Raw genomic sequence first — 19,199 nt, forward strand, 5'->3', positions numbered from 1 at the left:
ACATGCATACAGCGCTGGATCGACCTGGCAGCAGCATCACCCGCGAGGCCGATGTCCTGATCATCGGCGGTGGTCTGAGCGGAGCCATGCTGGCGGCGCAGCTACTGCGCCTGCCTGGCCGGCGCAACGTGCTGATCGTTGAGCCGCGCAGCGAGTTGGGCCGGGGCGAGGCCTACAGCGCCGTGGAGCTGGGCCACACCTTGAACGGCAACGCCGCGCGAATGAGCGTCGATCCGGACAACGCCGATGACTTGACTCAATGGCTCGCCGAATTCATCGAAGCCGGTGGTTGGCCCGAGTCGGATCAGCAGCATGTACCGGTCAGCGAGCTGTTCCCGCCCCGGGGAATCTTTGGTTTATATGTGCAGCAGCGTCTGGCCGAAGCCCGGGCGCTGGGAGCCCGCAATGGCTCTGTGGCGGAGCATGTGCGCGGGGAGGCCGTGGATCTGCAGGTCGCCGGTGATGCCGTGCTGCTGACGCTTGACGATGGCCAGACGTTGCGCGGACGTTGCGCGGTGCTCGCCACCGGCATGTTCCCGGCGGCGCGCACCCCGCAGACCGAATCCAGCGGCTTGAATGCCGCCGCGCTGGACCCTTGGGATGTAGCGGCGATGCGTCGGCTCGATCCGCAATCCACGGTGTTGATCATTGGCTCAGGGCTGACGATGGTGGATGCCGTGGTGTCCCTCGAGCAGGCCGGGCATCGCGGACCTATCGAAGTGTTTTCCCGCCATGGCCTGCTGCCCCATGTGCGTCGACAACCGCCTGAGTGGGTGGACTTTCTCGCCGCCGATCACAGCCTCCGCTCGCCACGCCAATTAATGCGCGCTCTGCGTGAGCAATGCCGTCAGGCCCAGGCCGAAGGCATCGACTGGCAGGCCCCTCTGGACACGGTGCGTGCGCACATCGGGCGCTTGTGGAGCCAGGCCAGCGAGGTGCAGCGCCGGCAATTCGTGCGGCATGTACGACCCTGGTGGGAGAGCCATCATCATCGTTCGCCGCCTTTGAGCGCTGAGCTGGTGGCGCGGTTGCACGAGGAAGGGCGGTTGCGGATCCAGGCAGCGTCGTTCAAGGGGCTGGCGCCGTCTGCCGAGGGAGCGGTGAACATCCGCATTCGCCGAAGGGGCGAGGCAGACCTGACGGTGGTGCAGGGGGCTGCGCTGATCAACTCCAGTGGCATTGAATACGATTGGCGCCGGGTTGCACGACCGTTGCCCCAACAACTGCTGGCTCGCGGATTGGTCCAGCCCGGCCCGCTGGCCCTGGGCATCGCCGCCCGTCCCGATGGCGCGGTGCTGGATGCCCAGGGCGAGCCTGCCAGTCGTCTGTTCGCCATGGGGCCACCGTTGCGCGGGATGTGGTGGGAAAGCACCGCCGTGACCGATGTGGCGAGCCAGGCCAAGGCGCTGGCGGCACGGTTGGTTCAGTTGCAATCAACCTGAACATTGTCCCCCGTGGCGAGGGGATTTATCCCCGCTGGGGTGCGAAGCGCCCCTAAAGCTGACGCCTCGGTGTATCAGGCAGATTTTTTGGGGCCGCTGCGCGACCCAGCGGGGATAAATCCCCTCGCCACAAAGGGCGGCACAAATCGGCAGTGTGTCAGCCAGTCACGGTCACCCAGCGCTGTTCCCTCGCCGCCAGGCGAATCGCCGCCGCCAGCCGCTCCACTTCCCAGGCTTCTGCAAAATCGGTCCCGTCGCCGCCTTGGCCAGCGAGGGCCATGATCAGTTCCTGGACTTCCAGGGTCTTCAATTCGTTGTACCCCAACTGATGCCCGGCCGCTGGGCTGAACGCGGCATAGCCCGGCAGATCCGGGCCGGCCAGCAGACGTTGGAAGCCCCCGTGGCCGACGCGGCACAGGCGCAGTTCATTCAGCCGTTCCTGATCGAACGCCAAGGTGCCGAGCGTGCCGCTGATCTCAAAACTCAGGTGATTCTTGTAGCCGTGCTTGAGCCAACTGCTGCTGACCGTGCCTCGGGCGCCGCTGGTGAAGCGCAGCAGGGCGTGGACCTGGTCATCCACGGCGATGGTGCGCTGCTCAGTGTTGCCGGCACTGGCGGGGCGTTGGCTGTGTACGGTCTGGCTGTCGGCACACACGGCCTCGACATCGCCCAATAAATGACGGGCCATGGCCAGCAAGTGACTGCCCAGGTCCGCCAATGCGCCGCCAGCGTGGGCGGCTTCGCAGCGCCATGACCATGGTGAGGTCGGATCGGCCATGAAGTCTTCGCTGAACTCGCCCTGGAAACTGATGATCTGCCCCAGTTCCCCGCGCCGGATCATGTCACGCGCCCGTTGAATGACTGGATTGTGCTGGTAGTTGTAGCCGACCCGCGTGACCACGCCGGCCGCCTTGGCTGCCCGTTGCATCTGGTCGGCCTGTTCCAGCGACACGGCCAGGGGCTTTTCACAATAAACCGGCTTGCCCGCTGCCAGCGCAGCCATGGCCATCGGGAAGTGCAAATGGTTGGGCGTGGTGATGGCGATCAGGCCGACCTTCGGGTCGTCGATCAGTTGTTGCCAGTCGCTGTGGGCCGTCTCGAACCCCCAGCTCTGGGCGCACTGCCGGGCACGCTGGGGATCGGCATCGGCCAGCGCCGCCAGTGTCAGGTTCAGGGGGAGGTCGAACACCGCTTTGGCATTGTGAAACGCCAAGGCATGGGCACGGCCCATAAAGCCAGTGCCAATCAGACCGATGCCGAGTTCGCGCATGAGAAAGAGCCCTTTGAGTTTTTATTTTCAGAAGGGCTCTTTATGGAATAAATATTCGCATATTGCAAATACTGGAATAAATATTCTTTTGTTGGCGCTCACTGCACCACCCCCTGTGGGAGCGAGCCTGCTCGCGATAGCGGTGGATCAGTGACATCAATGCTGGCTGATCCAACGTCATCGCGAGCAGGCTCGCTCCCACAGGGGAAACATCATCAGGAGAGGAAACCCCCATCCACATTCAGCGCCACACCGGTGGTATAGCTGGACGCATCACTGGCCAGGTACAGCACCGCGCCGGCCATTTCGCTTGGATCGGCCACGCGCTTGAGCGGGATCTGCGCCAGGGCGGTTTTCAGGATCGCGTCGTTCTTGACCAGCGCCGAGGCGAACTTGGTGTCGGTAAGGCCCGGCAGCAAGGCATTGCAGCGGATGCCGAATTGCGCGCATTCCTTGGCGAACACCTTGGTCATGTTGATGACCGCGGCCTTGGTCACCGAGTAGATGCCCTGGAAGATCCCCGGCGAGATGCCATTGATCGACGCCACGTTGATGATGCTGCCGCCACCGTTTTCGCGCATCAGCTTGCCGGCTTCGACCGACATGAAGAAATAGCCGCGAATGTTCACGTCGACGGTTTTCTGGAATGCCCCCAGGTCAGTGTCCAGCACGTTGCAGAACTGCGGGTTGGTGGCGGCGTTGTTCACCAGGATGTCCAGGCGCCCGAACTGCTCGCGGATACCGGCAAATACCTGGCTGATCTGTTCCATTTCACCGATGTGGCAGGCGATGGCGGTCGCTTTGCCGCCAGCGGCGATGATGGCATCGGCCACGTGCTGGCAACCCTCGAGTTTGCGGCTCGAGACGATCACATGGGCGCCTTGCTGGGCCAGCAGTTTGGCGATGGCCTCGCCGATGCCGCGGCTGGCGCCGGAAACGAAAGCGATTTTACCGTCGAGGTCGAACAACTGAGTCTTGGACATGCTGTTTCCTTGTTATAGATGCGCTCAGAGCGTGGATTTGCTGATGACCTGCAGGCTCATCTGCTCCAGCAGTTTGTTCATCTGAACGAACTGCGCGAAGCGTTTGTCCTGGGTCTGGCCATGGAAGAAGCGGTAGTAGATCTGTTGGACGATGCCGGCCAGACGGAACAGGCCGTAGGTGTAATAGAAGTCGAAATTGTCGATGCGGATCCCGGAGCGTTCGGCGTAGTAATCGACGAACTCGCGACGGGTCAGCATGCCCGGTGCATGGCTGGGCTGGCGGCGCATCAGTTGTACCGGGGCCGGATCGCCGGCTTCGATCCAGTAGGCGAGGCTGTTGCCCAGGTCCATCAGCGGGTCGCCAATGGTGGTCAGTTCCCAGTCCAGCACGCCGATGATCTGCATCGGGTTTTCTGGGTCGAGGATCACGTTGTCGAAGCGGTAGTCGTTGTGCACGATGCTGGAGGTGGGGTGGTCGGCAGGCATCTTCTCGTTGAGCCAAGCCTTGACCGCCTCCCATTTCGGCGCGTCCGGGGTCAGGGCTTTTTCGTAACGGTCGCTCCAGCCACGGATCTGCCGGGCCACGTAGCCTTCGGGCTTGCCCAGGTCGGCCAGGCCGCAGGCCTTGTAGTCAACCTGATGCAGTTCGACGAGGCGGTCGATGAAGCTCTTGCACAGGGCTTCGGTACGGGCAGCGTCAAAACCCAGTTCCGGCGGCAGGTCGGAGCGCAGGATGATGCCTTTGACCCGCTCCATCACGTAGAACTCGGCGCCCATCACCGACTCGTCGGTGCAGTGCACGTAGGCTTTCGGGCAATAGGGGAAACCTTCGCGCAACTGATTGAGGATGCGGAACTCACGACCCATGTCGTGGGCGGACTTGGCTTTATGGCCGAACGGCGGACGCCGCAGGACGAATTCCTGTTCAGGGTATTCCAGCAGGTAAGTCAGGTTCGAAGCACCACCGGGAAACTGGCTGATCTGCGGCGTACCGGTCAGGCCTGGAATGTGGGCCTTGAGGTACGGGTCGATCAGACTGGCATCGAGTTCTTCACCGTCGCGGACACGGGTGGACTGATCAGTAAACGCCATGCTTATCCCTTCTGCTTATTTTGGAGGCCATCGATCATTGGCTAATCTAATGGCAGGTGAGAGGCGTCACAAGCACGCCAGGGTCTTATAGGTTAGCGTGTTGCAGGATAATCAGCGGGCCTGATGCCGGGTGGATGAGCTATGGTTTCAGCGTCTGCCGCTTTTCAGGGAGCCATCGCGATGGGATGCCCGCAAGTCTGTGGCACCGCAACCTTGCAATGCAGTTTCGGCGCCGCCCCGGCGGTGCTCAATGTGCTGCCGGTCAATCGGCTGCTGACCGGCGGGATGCCGGCGGCGAATATCATGGATCACATTCCTCTGGTGAACATCACCACCTTCGGCATGTGTCAAAGCCTGGCTAACCCGACCGTCGCCGCTGCGACTGCCGCGGCATTGGGCGTGCTGACACCCATGCCGTGCATTCCTGCCACCGCTACGCCCTGGATCCCCGGCGGCCCACCGACCTTGCTGCTGGGCAACATGCCGGCCATCGATGCCAACAGCACCCTGATGTGTACCTGGGCCGGGGTGATCAAGATCGTCGTGCCGGGGCAGGTGCAGATGCTCATTCCTTGATTGGTTCGGACCTACAGGTAGGGAAGATTTCCTGTGGGAGCGAGCTTGCTCGCGATAGCGGCGGTTCAGTTGGTGGAGATGTTGGCTGTACCACCGTCATCGCGAGCAGGCTCGCTCCCACATGGGTAAGGGGAAAGATAATAATTATGCTTGCGCCGGATCACTCCAGCGCCTGAACCACCAGCGCACCCTGGAAATCGGCTTGCCCTCGGCGTCCAGTGGTCGGCCGTCTTCGGCATAAGCGTGTGCCGGTTCCAGCAGTTGGCCGTTGAGGTAGCGGGCGTCGACGGCGGGGTTGCCATTGGGGTGCATGCGTCGATAACGACCGTCACGCACACCGTCACGATAGAACTCGGACTCGGCCAGTTGCCCATCGGGGAAATAGTTGTTCGCTTCACCGTGCAGCAACCCACCCCGATAAGTGGCCTGGCGCTGCAGCCCGCCTTCGGCGGCGTAGAAGCTTGCCACGCCCTGCAGTTTGCCTTTGACGAAGGGCAACACCGCGGAGACTTTACCGTTGGGGTGATACAGCGTGCTGGTGCCTTGCAGCTCACCTTGCTGATAGTTGAGTTTCGCTTGCGGGCGCTGGGCCTCCTCAATCTGCAGCGGGCCGTCGAGGTGGCCGTCGACCAGTTGCCCGCTCAGGTGACTGTCGCCACGCTCCACGTCGAGTTTTTTCGAGGTCATCGGCGCGCTCCCGTCAGTTGACCTTCACCAGGCCGCCCTTGATGGTCAGCATGCCGCCGCCGTCCACGGTCTGTTCGGCGGCGGCCTTGTTCACCAGGCTGATGCCGGCGTCGTTGGTCAGGGTGGTGCCGGCCTTGTTTTCCAATGACGTACCGGCCTGGTTGCTCAGGGCGGTTCCAGCCTTTTGGCTGATGGACGTGCTGGCCTGGGCCGCCAGGTCGGCACCGCTCTTGATCGCGAAACTGCCGCCGCTTTGCAGGGTCAGGGTGCCACTGACCTTGATGGTCAGGTTGCCGTCCACCGTCAGTTCATAGTTACCGGTGACCTTGTGCGCGTAGTTGCCCCCGGTGCTGTGGTTCTGGTCCGAACCCACGGTCACGGTGCGAGTGTCCTTCACATCGAGGCTGTCGCTGCCGGTCTGGATGGTCACGCTGCGTTTGCCCTTTTCCAGGGTGACGGTTTCGTCGCCTTCCTTGACCGTGCGGGTGCGCGCGTTCTGCACCGTGAGGGTTTCATCGTGACCGACCGTGGCGGTGGTGTCGTTGAGCACGTTGATGTTGAAGTCTTTCTGGGCCTGGAGAAAAACCTCCTCGGCGTCCTTCTTGTCCTCGAAGCGCAATTCGTTGAAACCGCCGCCGCCCTTGGACGAGTTGGTCTTGATCCCGGACTGGGTCTGGTTGGCCGGCAGCGCGTAGGGCAGGGCGTTGTCGCCGTTGTAGACACAACCGGTCACCAGCGGCCGGTCGGGGTCGCCGTCGATGAAGGTGACGATGACCTCCTGGCCGATGCGCGGCACGAACTGCATGCCAAACCCCTTGCCGCTCCAGGGCAAAACCACACGAACCCAGCAGGATGAACTCTCGTCGTTCTTGCCGGTGCGGTCCCAGGGGAACTGCAACTTGATCCGCCCGTATTCGTCGGTCCAGATTTCTTCACCGGCCTTGCCCACCACCAGTGCCGTCTGGGTGTGCATGCGGGGTTTTTGCGTGGTGCGGGGCGGTCGATAAGTCGTGGCCTTGGGAATCGCCTCGAAGCGGTTTCGGTAGCTATCGTGGCTGGCTTCGTGGCTGACCGAGGTCACCACCCAATCGATATTCAGCGTCGAGTCTTCATGGCCGGCGAGGGTGAACCAATACCCCGGCACCAGCCAACGGCAGTCGCTTTCGCCGACAAACCGCTTCTCCTGACTGCGCAGGCCATCCACCCGTTGTTTGGTCAACGCATCGCCCTGGCCCTTGGCGTCATAGCCGCCCGGATGCTCGTATATCGAACTCGGCCCGGCGACGGCTTCGGCCTGGCTGTAGAGCGAAGTCGTTGGCGTGGTGAATTGGTAGTCGGTTGCCTGGTAGACCCCGGCCACCGCTTGCAGGCACACCTGGCCTGAGCGGATGCCATGCAGTTCCCGATCACCTATTTTCTGCCCGAGATAATTCACCGTCGGGCCATTGGGGATCGGCAAGAACGCATCATTGTTGTCAGCCAGCACCAGCGTGTGCGTGCCTTGTTCGTGGCTGAAAAACCAGAAGATTCCGTCTTCTTCCATCAACCGCGAAACAAAGGCCAGATCGGTTTCGCCGTATTGCACACAGTATTCGCGTGGTGTGTAGCTGCCGGTGAGTTTGAGCTGGAAATCGGTGAAACCATGGGCCTTGAAAATCGTGGTGACGATGTCCGAGGTGGCGAGGTTCTGAAACACCCGATTGTTGCTCGCCAGGGTCAGCCACCAAAGCCACGGGCGCAATAAAAGTTGATAGCGTTCGGCGGTGGCGTCGGCGGGGAGCTGGCGGATCTCCGCGACCAGAAAATCCAGCGGGCGCAACAAGGCGTCCTTGTGCAGCGTCATGGTGACATGGCTGGCGACAGCGCTGGTGAGGGTCAGCGAGGGGCCGTCGTTGATGCCGTTGAGGATGTGCGAGCCCAACGCATTGAGGCTCTCTTCGCCGGACAGCGATTCCGGATACAGCGCCGACAGCGTGGCCGCGGTGAGGGAGAGGGTGGTGTTGCTGTCGGTGGAGCGGGGCATTGATTGTCCTCAGCGCCTTTAAATATCGTCAGGAAATCCTTCGACCGGGCCTGCCCATAAACATGACTCAACCGGGAAAGGAACATTGTCCAGTTGATTGGTATTGACCCCAATGCGTTGAGCGCAAATTTTGTCAGGCTCGCCAACTTTTTTAATCTTGATGAATCCGCTATTTACGTAATCATCCACTTTCTTCATCTGTTTTGGTTTTATCCATGCGAGGTTGAAATACAAAACATAGACTTCTGACAGTTTGCTAATGCCGAGTTTTTCTTTTTTCTCTCGTATTTCAGACGGTGGTATGGTCGTTAAATAGAAACCTTCTTCATGCTGCTTTTTGAACCAGGCCCACTTTTGAGGTTGATTCATCGTGCATTTCCACTCCCGGACGGCGGGGGTGCCGATTTGATTATCAGTGATGGATTTGGCCGCTGACTGGGTGGTGTAGTGATAGAACTTCATAAGGGCTCCGGTCCAACTCAGAAAGTCTTAACAGGCGATGAACCACGACGGTTTGTCACTCCAACACCCACTCCGCCAACTTCCCCGTCACCTGCGTCATCAACACATTCTCCACATCCCTTGCTCCTGCCGCGCTGCACTTGGCCAACACGGCCTTGACGATCCCTGCGTCGAACTCGAACTGCTTGCCGGTCGCGGCCTTATACCGCCCACGCAGTTTCTCCAGCTTGGCCAGGACAATGGCTTCCAGCGTCGCCTCATCCAGCGGCCGATACGCCACCACCGTCATGCGCGCCAGGAATGCGGGGCGAAACGCTTGCAGCAAGACTTTATGCAAGGCTTCGTTGAACGCGTCGCTGCCCAGTTGCGCGGCTGGCGTGTCCAGTAGCAGTTCGGCGCCGACGTTGCTGGTGGCGAGCATCACCGTGTTCTTGAAGTCCACCACCAGGCCGGTGCCGTCTTCCATCAGGCCTTTGTCGAAGACGTTGTAGAAGGCCTCGAGCACATCCGGGTGGGCCTTTTCGATTTCATCCAGCAACACCACCGAGTAGGGTTTGCGCCGCACCGCTTCGGTGAGCACACCGCCGCTGCCGTAGCCGACATAGCCGGGCGGGGCGCCCTTGAGCTGGCTGACGGTGTGGGCTTCCTGGTATTCCGAAAGGTTGATGCTGATCAGGTTACGTTCGCCGCCATAAAGGGCATCGGCCAGGGCGTAGGCGGTTTCGGTCTTGCCCACGCCGGTGGGGCCCACCAGCAGGAATACGCCGACCGGCTTCTGCGGATCGGTCAGGCCGGCGCGGTAGGCTTGCAGGCGCTGAGCGATGGTGTTCAACGCGGTGTCCTGGCCCATAACCCGCAGGCCCATGCGCTGACCGAGGGTGCGCACGGCGTGGGCTTCGTCGGCGAGCATCTTGCCTACCGGGATGCCGGTCCAGCCGGCGATCACGGCGGCGACGGTCTTGCTGTCCACCTGTTCGGGTACCAGCGGATCGTCCTGGCGAATGGCATCCAGGCCGGCCTCCAGACGCAGCAGTTCGGCAGCCAGGTGGTCGATGCGGTTATCGATCTCGGTGTCGGGCTTTTCACCGTCGGCGCGCTCGCTCAAGGCCAGCAGCTCGCGGCGGGTGTCGAGCAGTTCGCGCACCGCTTCGCGCTCTTCACCCCAGCGGGTCTCCAGCTCGCGGATGGCCTGCACGTTGCCGCTCGACTCGGTTTCCAGCAGGGTGATGCGCTCGCGGTGATCCAGCCCGGTGGCCTGCTCACGGCGCAAGCGTTCGACTTCGTCCTTGAGGCTGTTCTGGCGGTGGCGCAGGCTTTCCAGGGGCGGCGGCACATCGTGTTGGCCGAGGGCGACCCGCGCGCAGGCGGTGTCGAGCACGCTGATGGCTTTGTCCGGCAACTGTCGCCCGGAAATGTAGCGGTGGGACAGTTTCACCGCCTCCTGAATGGCCGCATCCAGCACGTGTACGCCGTGATGTTGTTCCAGTTTGGTCGCTACGCCACGGAGCATTTCCACGGCGGTGAGTTCGTCCGGTTCTTCGACCTGCACCAGTTGGAAGCGACGGGCGAGGGCCGGGTCTTTCTCGAAGTATTTTTTGTATTCCAGCCAGGTGGTGGCGGCCAGGGTGCGCAGTTCACCCCGGGCCAGGGCCGGTTTGAGCAGGTTGGCCGCGTCGCTGCCACCTTCAGCGCCGCCGGCACCGATCAGGGTATGGGCTTCGTCGATAAACAGAATGATCGGTTTTTCAGCGCTGCGTACAGCGTCAATCACGCCTTTGAGACGCTGTTCGAACTCGCCCTTGACGCCCGCGCCGGCCTGCAACAGGCCCAGATCCAGCACGCGCAAAGTGACCTCCTGCAACGACGGTGGCACGTCGCCTGCGGCAATGCGCAGGGCCAGCCCTTCCACCACGGCGGTTTTGCCGACGCCCGGCGGGCCCACCAGGATCGGGTTGTTCTGCCGACGTCTGAGCAGGATATCGATGCACTGACGAATCTCACCGTCGCGTCCGACGATGGGATCGATGCGTCCGTCCCGAGCGTCGGCGGTCAGGTCCTGGGTGTATTGGTCGAGCACCGGGTCCTGTTTCGGTGGTGCCTCACCGGGTTTTACCGGGCGCACGCCGCCGACATGTTCCCGCGAGCTTTCGGTCCATTCCAACAGATGGGCGCGCAAGGCCTCCCGGGGAATGCGCAGCAGCGACGAGGCACTGTTGAGCAACAGGCTGCGACGCTCATCACGGTCCAGCAGTGCCAGCAACAACAAGCCGGAACGAATGCTGTCCAGGCCCAGCACGCTGGCTTGCACCACGGCGTCCTCCAGCAGGCCGATGGTTTGCGTCGACAGGGCCGGCGTGCGGGTACTGCCGGATTTGAACAGCTCCAGGGCCTTGTTGATTTCTGCCGCCACCGCGTCGCGCTCCAGGCCAAAGCGCGGCAACAGACAGGCGAAGTCACCGCCTTCGATGTCCAGCAGTTCCAGCAGCAGGTGCTCGATTTCCACATAGTGATGGCTGCGTTGCAGGCAGCGTTGCGCGGCGCGTTCCAGGGCGCGACGGTTGTCCGGGTTGAGGCGTCCGATCAGGCTGGCCAGTTCCATTTCAGGCGATCTCCGGCTGACGAAGGCGAGTTTCGATCCGTTGTACGGCAAGGTTCGGCTGGCGTTGCAGGCCACCGTTCCAGCTCAATCGTGGCGGCGCCTGGCGAACCAGTTGCAGTGGCCCGGCGCCACGGATCAGCAGCACCAGGGTGCAATCCAGATCGGGACCGAAGTACAAGGCGTAAAGGCTGGCGAGTAACGGATGGGTCTCGCCGGTGGGCAGCAATGCATTGGCCTGAACCGCGGTCAGCGGGCCGAGGGTCAGGCGCACGCCGGCATGTTCGTCCCAGACCCGAGTGCCGGCGACCGCGCTGTGGCCCAAGCGCAAGTTGCGCCCGCCGGGCTGCAAGCGGCTGCGGCTGGCGGGAGGAATTTCGCGCCAGCCACCTTTGTAGGCGGTCAGTTCCACCGGCAGCCCGAACTGTTCGCGCACGATGGCTGCAAACCCGGCCAAGGAGCGCCGGCCATCGGCGTACAGTGCGGTACACGCCAGCACGCCCGCATCGGGTGCGGCCTGGCGTTCTTGCAACGCCTTGGGCAGCAGGCCGGTCAATGCACGCAATTGCGCCTGCACGGCAGACGCCGCCGGTGCGGTAAAACCCAGGGCGATGCGGTGTTTGCGCATCACTTTGTAGAGCAGGCTGAGCAGACGATGCTGGAACAGGTCGAGAAACTCCGCCGGCGCATGATCGCGCGCCCGTGCCCGTTGTTGCAGCCATTCCTGATAGGCGTAGGGCAAGGGGCCGTCGGGGCCGCCGAGGCCAAAGATCGGCGTGGTCAGGATGGGTGCCGTGCCGGGCTCTTGCTTCAGGCTTTCGACTTCACTGGCGGCGAACAGCGGTGTCAGCGGTCCCCGCAGGCGCAGGGCTTCGGCGTGGGGCGCGGTGCCGCTGCCCAGGGTTTCGGCCTGGGGCTGTTCGCGCTCCAGCACCAGCAATGCCTGAAGCCATTCGAAACGATGCGGGTCGCGCCGCAAACGTTCGCTCAGGTTCAGAGCGTCAGGGGTTTGCCGGCTTGGGGTTGCCATGTTTTCACCTCCCTGTCCGACTGAACGAGTACGGTGCGCACGAAACGATTGGCGGTGGCATAGAGGGAAAAGAACTGCGCCAGCACCCCGGAGAACAGCACGGCACTGCTGCCGACGAAGTGTTGCGGGTCTAGTTGCAGGCTTACTTGCAACCCGTTGCGCCACCCGCGCCAGGCGTCTTCGCCGACATGGGCGATGACCCGGTCACAGGTCAGTTCCAGCACCCCGGCGATCTGTCGCCGGGCGCTGGCCTCGTCCCGCAGATTGTGCAATTCGAGAATTTCCCGCAGCGCGTCGAGAGCCTGGGGACCTTCCACCAGCGACAGGTGGTTGAGGGTCAATTGCGACACCAGTCTCCAGCGCGATTCGCCATCCAGGCGTGGCAGGCTTTGCGGGCTGGGCGGGTTGCGCAGGCGAGCCCAGGCCACCGGCCCGGGACGCTCAAAACCCAGCGCGGTGCCGGACGGTAGGCTCTGGGCCAGATGGCGGTTGGTGCACAGCAACTCGGCGGTGAGGCTGTAGTCCCGCGTGTCAGCCAGCGGGTCGAACTGAGTGTCCACCAGGCTGACCATCAAATCGGTGCCCAGGCGATTGGGGCTCATGCCGCTGACTCGTCGCGCATGCCAGTAATAGGCCTGATCGTTGCCGTGCTGGCTGCCGTAATAGGCCGGTAGTTTGCGCACCCCCTGGCTCGACGTCGCGCGCATGCCGCGGATGCTGTGGATCTCGACGCTGTTCTCTCGATGACTGTCGGCCACCAGGCGGTATTCGCTGCGGGTGCCGTCCGGGCGTAGCGGCTCGGACGTCCTGGGGAACAGGTTGATCACTGGCGCGCAGCCCAGGGCGATGTCGCTGGCCTGGAGCGGAAGGCGGCTGACGGGGGCACGGTCGAACACGATGTACAGGTACAACGCTTGGCTGTCGCTGGACGCTCCGGCCAGTGGCAGGTCGAAAAAGCCGAATTTGTCGGGGAAGGCAAAGTATTCCGCCAGCAGGCGCATGCCGGGATGCACCCCGTCCTCGTCCGGCAGCAAGGCTTGATCACTGGCGAAACCGACGATCTCCGGCAGGCCGGTCAGGGGTTCCGGCACGCTGCCCGGTGGGCCGGCCAGGACCTTCACGGCATGGGCGCCGAGCAGGTCATACAGCCAGGCGTTGATCATTGGTGAGGCTGCCAGGTGCACCCGCAGAGAATCGATCCCCAGCGTCGACCATTGGCTTTCCCCCAGGCAACGCAGGTTCAGGCGCAAGGCGGAACGCGCCTGCACCACCCCCGTCAGCGCCTGAGCCTCATCGCTGCCCAGCAGCAACGCTTCACTGACTTCGACCGGCCACAGGCGCACGGCGGCCGTGGTGCGAAAATGAATGCTCTGCCCCTTGTCGGTGGTGACGAACAAGGGCGTGTCCCGGGGCAGGGGGTAGCCTTCATTGAGGTTGCCTTTGCTCGGGTCGGGCTCGAACTGCACGATGGCGCAGGACGGCAGAGGACGCAGGGCCAGAGGGTAAAGCTGTTCGAGCAAGGCATCGCTGAACTCGGCGTAGTCGTCGTCCAGTCTTCGCTGCAAGCGGGCGGCCAGCAGTGCGAAGCCCTCCAGCAGTCGCTCGACATGCGGGTCCGGGCATTCGCCGGGAGACAGCTCCAGACGCCTGGCGACCTTGGGGTAACGCTCGGCGAACAGGCTTCCGGCATGCCGCAGCCAGGTCAATTCACGCTGGTAGTAATCCAGCAGTTGCGGGTCAATCGAGTCGCTCATGTCGTACCTCAAGGCCGTCGCCGGCGGGCTCGATGACAAATGCCACAGGCCATGAGTGCTGATCACCGCGCAACTCGCCCAATAGCCGTATGTTCAGTTGCTGGGGATGACCCGGCACAGGGTTGACCTGGACCTCGCCCAATCGCAGGCGCGGTTCGAAGTGGTTGATGGCCTGACGGATCTCGCGAGTCAGTTGGCGACGGTCATCGCTGCGCTGCTGTTGTAGCGCCGTCCAGTCAGCGATGCCGTAATCCAGAATGCTCGGCGGCTCGGTCAGCGCCTTCGGGCCGCGTCGGGTGTTGAACAGGCGCAGCAGTTCGGCATGAACCGAGTCCTGCAGCGCCTGCCGGTCGAACGCCCGCTCAGGGTCTTGCGCCGGGCTGGCCAGGCGTTCGAACAGAGGAGGGCGAAGCCCGAAGCCAGCCATGGGCGCGGCTTCCTTACTTGGTCATCTTGTTGGCCGCCAGGTCCCACGTCGTGCCCGCCGTGCCTTCCTTGGTGCCGTCGTCTTTCTGCGCGGTGAGTTCCCATTTGATCTTGGTGAAGTTCAGCGACAGGGTTTCCACCGGTTTGCCGCCTGTACCGCCACTGACGCTGACGTTGGACAGCACGACGTTGGTCAGGGTGTAGACGATGAACGGCATGATCTGACCGCTGCCTTCGGCAGCGTTGCGACCGATGGTGATGATGGCTTCGGGGATCGGTTTACCGGCGCAGCAATATTCGTTGAGGGTGGGGGTAGAACTGTCGACGAATTTAGTCAGGGTGAATTCGCCGATGTGGGGCCTGCCGGACGTACGTTCCGAGTTGCTGACGTCATTGGTGACTTGCATCGCCACGTTGTGGCTGTAGGACATGACTTCGATTTTGTCCGTGAAACCCTCAAGCAGGCTGTCGCCCTTGATGTCGCCGCCGAGGTCGAGAATGATCGCATCCATTGTGTGGAACTCCTGAATAAGACGAGATGGGGGGGCCCAATACCGTTAAAAACGAACGCCGAACCTGTGGCGAGGGGATTTATCCCCGCTGGGGCGCGAAGCGGCCCTAAATCTGACCACCCTAAGTGGACCGCTTAGGGGGCTGCTGCGCAGCCCAGCGGGGATAAATCCCCTCGCCACAAGCTCCTCGCCAAAGGTTTCGGCCGTCAGGCCGCTACCGGCGGCGGCAGGGTCGCCACCAGGCGGATGGAAGCAGTCAGCTCCTCCAACTGGAAGTGCGGCCGCAGGAACACCGTGGCCTTGTAGGCCCCTGGCTTGCCCGCCACTTCCGTGACGTCCACCCGCGCTTCGCGCAACGGGTACTGCGCCTTGATCTCTTGCGGCGCGTTGTCGTTGATCAGCACGTAATCGGCGATCCAGTTATTGAGGTAGGTCTGCACGTTGTCGCGGGTCATGAAGCTGCCGACTTTGTCGCGCATGATGACCTTCAGGTAATGGGCGAAACGCGAGGCAGCGAGCACATACGGCAACATCGCCGAGATTCGCGCGTTGGCGTTGGCCTCGTTGGTGTTGTAGAGCTTGGCCTTGTTGGTGGTCTGGCCGCCGAAGAACACTGCCACGTCACTGTTTTTCTTGTGGCACAGGGAAATGAAGCCCAGGTCGTTGAGTTCTTTTTCGCGCCGGTCGGTGATCGCCACTTCGGTCGGGCATTTGAGCGACAGGTCCCCGGAGCTGGTGCGGAAGGTATGGGCCGGCAGGCCTGCTACCGCGCCACCGCCTTCGGCCCCGCGAATCGCCGCGCACCAGCCATATTTGGCGAAGGCTTCGGTGATGCGTTGCGACAGCGCCCAGGCGGCGTTGCCCCACAGGTATTTACTGTGGTCGGTGCCGTTGACGTCCTCGACGTAGTTGATGCCTTCCACCGGCAGTGTGTCCGGGCCGTAGGGCAGGCGCAGCAGAAAGTGCGGCAGCACCAGGGACACGTAGCGCGAATCCTCGCTTTCGCGGAACGAGCGCCACTTGATCAGCTCCTGGCTTTCGAAAATTTTCGACAGGTCACGGGGCACGGCCAGCTCGGTGAAGCTGGTCATGTCGAACAACCGGGGGCTGGCGGCGGCAATGAACGGCGCGTGCGCGGCGGCGGCGACGTTCGACAGTTTTTCCAGCAGGCCGATATCCTGGGGGTGGCGTCCAAACGTGTAGTCGCCCACCAGCAGGCTGAACGGATGCCCGCCGAAGGTGCCGTATTCTTCCTCGTAGATCTTCTTGAACAGCGCGCTCTGGTCAAACTCGACGGCTTTTTCCAGATCGTTCTGCAGTTCTTTCTGGGTCACGTTGAGCAAGCGCAGTTTAAGCCGCGTGCTGGTTTCAGTGTTCTGCACCAGCAGATGCAGGCCGCGCCAGGAGGCTTCGAGTTTTTGCAGTTCGGGGTGGTGCAGCACTTCGTTGAGCTGGGCGCTGATCAACTGATCGATCTGGCTGATGCGGTCGTTGATCATGGCCACGGTGTCCTTGTCGATGGCCATGCCTTCGTCGAGGACCTGGGTGGCGAATTCGGCCAGCATGTCGCGGGCGTAGTCCTGCTGGCTGTCGTCGTGGGCCATGCGGCCTTCGGCGATGATCTTGTCCAGCAGGGACAGGGTCTGGGTCGTGCTCTCGCTGGTTTGAGCGCTGGATGAAGCAGGCATGGCTTTATCTCCCTTGAGTGATGAGCGCGATCAGGCCTGTGGTTCGGCCGGGGCTGGGTCATCGTTGGCGGCTTCGGTCGGCAGGTCTTGCGCATCCTGAGGGCGGGCTGACTTGATCTCTTGCAGGCCTTCGGTGTTGGCGATCACATCGCGCAGCAGCTTGTCCAGGTCGTCGTTGCCATCAAGCTTGGTCAGCAGGTCCCGCAGACGCTGGCGGGCTTCGAACAGTCGGCGCAGGGGCGTGACCTGCTCCACAACCTTGACCGGATCGAAGTCGTCGATGTGGCGGAAGTTGAGTTCGATGTTGAGCTTGCTGTCGTCACCGCTGAGGGTGTTATTCACCTGGAGCGTGGCGCGAGGGGAGATGGAGGCCAGTACCTCGTTGAAATTGTCGCGATCGATTTCGGTGAAGCGCCGCTCGTTGAGCTTGGGCAGCGGGTCCAGTGGTTTGCCCGAGAGGTCGGCCAGAATGCCGACCACCAGTGGCAATTCTTTCTTTTCGATGGCATTGCCGATTTCCACGTCATAGGTGATCTGGACGCGGGGAGGACGGACTCTGTCGAGCTTGTGCTGGGTACTTTCTGCCATGGCGGCCGACTCCGATGCATGTAGGGAGCAATGCATCGGGGGGCCCGCTCATCGCATTCCCTTGCTGATCCGCAGGTTGCAAATGGAGGGCAGTAGACCTGTCATTCCCTTGACGAACCTGGTGCATTCGACTGTGTGGGTCGAACTACCCAAGACGCTAGAACAGGTCTATAAAAATGCAAGCAAAAACAATTTTTGACCGCTGAGAAAAGGAAGATTCATTTTGCGTGTTCTTTTTTCCGGATTTTTTTTGAGCGTCGCGCTCACCGGTTGTTCGCTGTTTGCTCCCAGTGTCGACCTCGACAGCCTGACCCTGGACGTCGCGCCCCGAGCCAATGACGACACACCCATCGCAGTGGATTTTGTCGCCGTGAACGACCCGGATCTGCTCAAGCAGCTGTCGGGAATCAGCGCACGCCAGTGGTTTGCCGAGCGCGAACAGTTCCAGCGCGACTATCGTCAACTCATGTCGGTGTGGGGGCTGGAGCTGGTGCCGGGGCAATTCATCGACCGTCAACCCTTCCCTCTGGAGGGCAGGCGCGCCGCTGGACTTTTGGTCTTCGCCAGCTATAACACTCCCGGAGCCCACCGGCTTCGGCTGGACGATCAGCGCCAGGCTTGGCTGAAGTTCGAAAGTCGTGAGATGACCCTGGTGAACGATGGCCAACTTGCCAGTCAGCCTTGAGTGACCGCGGGCCGCCCAGGGGCGGCGTCATTGGGATGTCGAAGGGAGTCGTATGAGTCTGTTACCTGACGCGGTTTGCTGGCACGAGGGCATGCAGTTGCTGCCCCAGCACTTCCAATTGCAAGGCCTGCGCGCCGAAGCCCTGGCCGCGCATTTTGCCGGCGCCTGCAACCCCTGGTTCTGGGGTGTCAGCCAGTTGGAGGTCGACCCTTCGGCCCTCAGCGCCGGCCAGGTCAGGCTGTTGCAGCTGCAGGGCACCTTGCCGGACGGGTTGCCGGTCAACGTGCAGGCCGGGGTCGGGCCGACCCTGGAGCTGGACATCACCGAAGCGGTGAACAAGACCGATGACGCGACGGTGACCGTGTACCTGGCCATCAGTCCGCTCTGGCGCGCCGGGCAATTGCTGCCGCTCAAGGGCCGGCTGCAATCGGTAGTGGGTGAAGCCTTGCCGGATCTCACCAGCGGCGAGTTTCCCGAGTCCATCACGGTGTGGCGGCCGAACCCTCGGCTGTGCACACAACTGAGCAAGGCCGACTCGATCTGCCTGCCGCTGTTGCGCATCCGCAAGGAGGGCGGCGGCTTCCTGCGGGTGGCCTACACACCGCCGACGCCGATCCTGTTGCCGGAATCGATTCTAGGTCGGCGAGTGGCCGGGCTGTGTGCCAGGGCCCGGGAGAAATGCCTGTTCCTGGCCGGGCGCCTGCGTCAGGCCCAGGCGGCCGGTAACCAGGACGATGCCATGGAGATTCGCCGTCAATTGACTGCGTTGTGGGCGCGTTTGCCGGAAGTCGAAGGCGCGCTGAACACCCGGGTGGCGACGCCCCAGGCATTGCATGGTCTGCTGTTGGGGCTGGCTGGTAGCTGGTCGGCGCTCGATCCGCTGGCCGGTGTCCCGGCCTTTGCGCCATTGGATTTTCTTGAGTTGCAACGCGGCTATGAGCCGCTGCTGGACTGGTTGGAAAACACCCTGGAGCTGGTCCGCGCCGGTTATCGCAGCCTGGCCTTCGAGCGCGATGACCAGGTGTTCTCGATCCAGTTGCCCGACGACCAGCCGAACCAGCGCCTGGTGATCGGCCTGCGTATGCCCAACGGCGCCAGTGAGCAAGCCGCCGCCGAGTGGTTGCGGGGGGCGATCATCGCGTCGGCGCCGCACATCCCGTTGTTGAGTCGCCAACGCATGAGCGGTCTGCCCCATCAGGCCATGAGCCGCAACGAACAGGTGGCCTACAGCGTGGGTGACGACACCCGGTTGTTCGTGGTGGCCGCCAGCGGGCAATGGTTCGATGGGCAATTGCCGTTGCACATCGTAGCGCCGGCCTCGCATCAGGCCAGCAGTCCGTGGCAAGTGGTGTTGTTTGTGGCGCAAGCCGGTGAAAGCGCCTGAT

The 19,199-nt window shown here is 62.5% G+C and carries 17 protein-coding genes; 4 read left to right on the forward strand and 13 right to left on the reverse strand.

Translation table 11 applies throughout. The features are described from left to right. The first annotated feature begins 2 nt into the window (after positions 1 to 2). Positions 3 to 1,442 carry an FAD/NAD(P)-binding protein gene (locus BW979_RS15885; RefSeq protein WP_076384385.1) on the forward strand — a complete coding sequence of 480 codons (1,440 nt, stop codon included), beginning with the start codon at positions 3 to 5 and terminating at the stop codon, positions 1,440 to 1,442. A 157-nt stretch (positions 1,443 to 1,599) separates the two neighbouring features. Here the strand turns inward: BW979_RS15885 and BW979_RS15890 are convergent, their stop codons facing one another. From BW979_RS15890 to BW979_RS15900, 3 genes are all read right to left on the reverse strand, one after another. Further along, positions 1,600 to 2,712 carry a Gfo/Idh/MocA family protein gene (locus BW979_RS15890; RefSeq protein ID WP_047225725.1) on the reverse strand — a complete coding sequence of 371 codons (1,113 nt, stop codon included), beginning with the start codon at positions 2,710 to 2,712 and terminating at the stop codon, positions 1,600 to 1,602. A gap of 215 nt (positions 2,713 to 2,927) precedes the next feature. Then, entirely contained in the window at positions 2,928 to 3,695 is a 768-nt protein-coding gene (locus tag BW979_RS15895; RefSeq protein WP_047225726.1) for an SDR family oxidoreductase, read from the reverse strand. 24 nt (positions 3,696 to 3,719) lie between these two features. After that, positions 3,720 to 4,787: a phosphotransferase family protein gene (locus BW979_RS15900; RefSeq protein ID WP_076384387.1), complete on the reverse strand. Its 1,068-nt coding sequence runs from the start codon at positions 4,785 to 4,787 to the stop codon at positions 3,720 to 3,722. A 180-nt stretch (positions 4,788 to 4,967) separates the two neighbouring features. Here BW979_RS15900 and BW979_RS15905 point away from each other — a divergent pair, with 180 nt between their 5' ends. Continuing rightward, positions 4,968 to 5,363 carry a DUF4280 domain-containing protein gene (locus BW979_RS15905; RefSeq protein ID WP_047225728.1) on the forward strand — a complete coding sequence of 132 codons (396 nt, stop codon included), beginning with the start codon at positions 4,968 to 4,970 and terminating at the stop codon, positions 5,361 to 5,363. Between the two features lie 144 nt (positions 5,364 to 5,507). Here BW979_RS15905 and BW979_RS15910 read toward each other — a convergent pair whose 3' ends face one another. From BW979_RS15910 to tssB, 10 genes are all read right to left on the reverse strand, one after another. Then, positions 5,508 to 6,050 carry a toxin-antitoxin system YwqK family antitoxin gene (locus BW979_RS15910; RefSeq protein WP_076384389.1) on the reverse strand — a complete coding sequence of 181 codons (543 nt, stop codon included), beginning with the start codon at positions 6,048 to 6,050 and terminating at the stop codon, positions 5,508 to 5,510. Positions 6,051 to 6,063: 13 nt separating this feature from the next. Next, on the reverse strand, positions 6,064 to 8,073 hold the full coding sequence (gene tssI, locus BW979_RS15915) for a type VI secretion system tip protein VgrG (protein WP_047225730.1): 2,010 nt from the start codon (positions 8,071 to 8,073) through the stop codon (positions 6,064 to 6,066). 18 nt (positions 8,074 to 8,091) lie between these two features. After that, positions 8,092 to 8,535, reverse strand: coding sequence for a hypothetical protein (locus BW979_RS15920; protein WP_047225731.1), 444 nt, complete (start codon positions 8,533 to 8,535; stop codon positions 8,092 to 8,094). Positions 8,536 to 8,590: 55 nt separating this feature from the next. Further along, positions 8,591 to 11,134, reverse strand: coding sequence for a type VI secretion system ATPase TssH (gene tssH / locus BW979_RS15925; protein ID WP_047225732.1), 2,544 nt, complete (start codon positions 11,132 to 11,134; stop codon positions 8,591 to 8,593). Between the two features lies 1 nt (position 11,135). Continuing rightward, positions 11,136 to 12,161: a type VI secretion system baseplate subunit TssG gene (gene tssG / locus BW979_RS15930; RefSeq protein WP_076384391.1), complete on the reverse strand. Its 1,026-nt coding sequence runs from the start codon at positions 12,159 to 12,161 to the stop codon at positions 11,136 to 11,138. Beyond that, positions 12,125 to 13,915 (reverse strand): type VI secretion system baseplate subunit TssF, encoded by a 1,791-nt coding sequence (gene tssF / locus BW979_RS15935; protein ID WP_076384393.1) that lies wholly within the window; start codon positions 13,913 to 13,915, stop codon positions 12,125 to 12,127. The genes tssG and tssF overlap by 37 nt, the downstream gene beginning before the upstream one ends. After that, positions 13,899 to 14,342, reverse strand: a complete 444-nt coding sequence (gene tssE, locus BW979_RS15940) for a type VI secretion system baseplate subunit TssE (RefSeq protein ID WP_047225735.1) — start codon at positions 14,340 to 14,342, stop codon at positions 13,899 to 13,901. Before tssE ends, tssF begins: the two co-directional genes overlap by 17 nt. A 13-nt stretch (positions 14,343 to 14,355) precedes the next feature. Beyond that, positions 14,356 to 14,853 (reverse strand): Hcp family type VI secretion system effector, encoded by a 498-nt coding sequence (locus tag BW979_RS15945; RefSeq protein ID WP_047225736.1) that lies wholly within the window; start codon positions 14,851 to 14,853, stop codon positions 14,356 to 14,358. A gap of 206 nt (positions 14,854 to 15,059) precedes the next feature. Beyond that, positions 15,060 to 16,541 (reverse strand): type VI secretion system contractile sheath large subunit, encoded by a 1,482-nt coding sequence (gene tssC, locus BW979_RS15950; RefSeq protein WP_047225737.1) that lies wholly within the window; start codon positions 16,539 to 16,541, stop codon positions 15,060 to 15,062. 30 nt (positions 16,542 to 16,571) lie between these two features. Further along, complete coding sequence (gene tssB / locus BW979_RS15955; protein ID WP_047225738.1) at positions 16,572 to 17,129, reverse strand: type VI secretion system contractile sheath small subunit; 558 nt, start codon at positions 17,127 to 17,129, stop codon at positions 16,572 to 16,574. A 223-nt stretch (positions 17,130 to 17,352) separates the two neighbouring features. Here tssB and BW979_RS15965 point away from each other — a divergent pair, with 223 nt between their 5' ends. Beyond that, the gene (locus BW979_RS15965) at positions 17,353 to 17,814 is read left to right on the forward strand and encodes a hypothetical protein (RefSeq protein WP_047225739.1); all 462 of its coding nucleotides are present in this window, start codon (positions 17,353 to 17,355) and stop codon (positions 17,812 to 17,814) included. A 52-nt stretch (positions 17,815 to 17,866) separates the two neighbouring features. Continuing rightward, the gene (gene tssK, locus BW979_RS15970; protein ID WP_076384397.1) at positions 17,867 to 19,198 is read left to right on the forward strand and encodes a type VI secretion system baseplate subunit TssK; all 1,332 of its coding nucleotides are present in this window, start codon (positions 17,867 to 17,869) and stop codon (positions 19,196 to 19,198) included. Position 19,199: the final 1 nt, after the last annotated feature.

It is taken from the genome of Pseudomonas sp. A214, from assembly GCF_900156295.1.
GTDB lineage: Bacteria > Pseudomonadota > Gammaproteobacteria > Pseudomonadales > Pseudomonadaceae > Aquipseudomonas > Aquipseudomonas rhizophila.

Bases quoted from the DNA above. Each gene is read 5' to 3' on its own strand.
- BW979_RS15885 (WP_076384385.1), top strand. From the start codon at position 3: ATGCATACAGCGCTGGATCGACCTGGCAGCAGCATCACCCGCGAGGCC.
- BW979_RS15890 (WP_047225725.1), bottom strand. From the start codon at position 2,712: ATGCGCGAACTCGGCATCGGTCTGATTGGCACTGGCTTTATGGGCCGT.
- BW979_RS15895 (WP_047225726.1), bottom strand. From the start codon at position 3,695: ATGTCCAAGACTCAGTTGTTCGACCTCGACGGTAAAATCGCTTTCGTT.
- BW979_RS15900 (WP_076384387.1), bottom strand. From the start codon at position 4,787: ATGGCGTTTACTGATCAGTCCACCCGTGTCCGCGACGGTGAAGAACTC.
- BW979_RS15905 (WP_047225728.1), top strand. From the start codon at position 4,968: ATGGGATGCCCGCAAGTCTGTGGCACCGCAACCTTGCAATGCAGTTTC.
- BW979_RS15910 (WP_076384389.1), bottom strand. From the start codon at position 6,050: ATGACCTCGAAAAAACTCGACGTGGAGCGTGGCGACAGTCACCTGAGC.
- tssI (WP_047225730.1), bottom strand. From the start codon at position 8,073: ATGCCCCGCTCCACCGACAGCAACACCACCCTCTCCCTCACCGCGGCC.
- BW979_RS15920 (WP_047225731.1), bottom strand. From the start codon at position 8,535: ATGAAGTTCTATCACTACACCACCCAGTCAGCGGCCAAATCCATCACT.
- tssH (WP_047225732.1), bottom strand. From the start codon at position 11,134: ATGGAACTGGCCAGCCTGATCGGACGCCTCAACCCGGACAACCGTCGC.
- tssG (WP_076384391.1), bottom strand. From the start codon at position 12,161: ATGGCAACCCCAAGCCGGCAAACCCCTGACGCTCTGAACCTGAGCGAA.
- tssF (WP_076384393.1), bottom strand. From the start codon at position 13,915: ATGAGCGACTCGATTGACCCGCAACTGCTGGATTACTACCAGCGTGAA.
- tssE (WP_047225735.1), bottom strand. From the start codon at position 14,342: ATGGCTGGCTTCGGGCTTCGCCCTCCTCTGTTCGAACGCCTGGCCAGC.
- BW979_RS15945 (WP_047225736.1), bottom strand. From the start codon at position 14,853: ATGGATGCGATCATTCTCGACCTCGGCGGCGACATCAAGGGCGACAGC.
- tssC (WP_047225737.1), bottom strand. From the start codon at position 16,541: ATGCCTGCTTCATCCAGCGCTCAAACCAGCGAGAGCACGACCCAGACC.
- tssB (WP_047225738.1), bottom strand. From the start codon at position 17,129: ATGGCAGAAAGTACCCAGCACAAGCTCGACAGAGTCCGTCCTCCCCGC.
- tssK (WP_076384397.1), top strand. From the start codon at position 17,867: ATGAGTCTGTTACCTGACGCGGTTTGCTGGCACGAGGGCATGCAGTTG.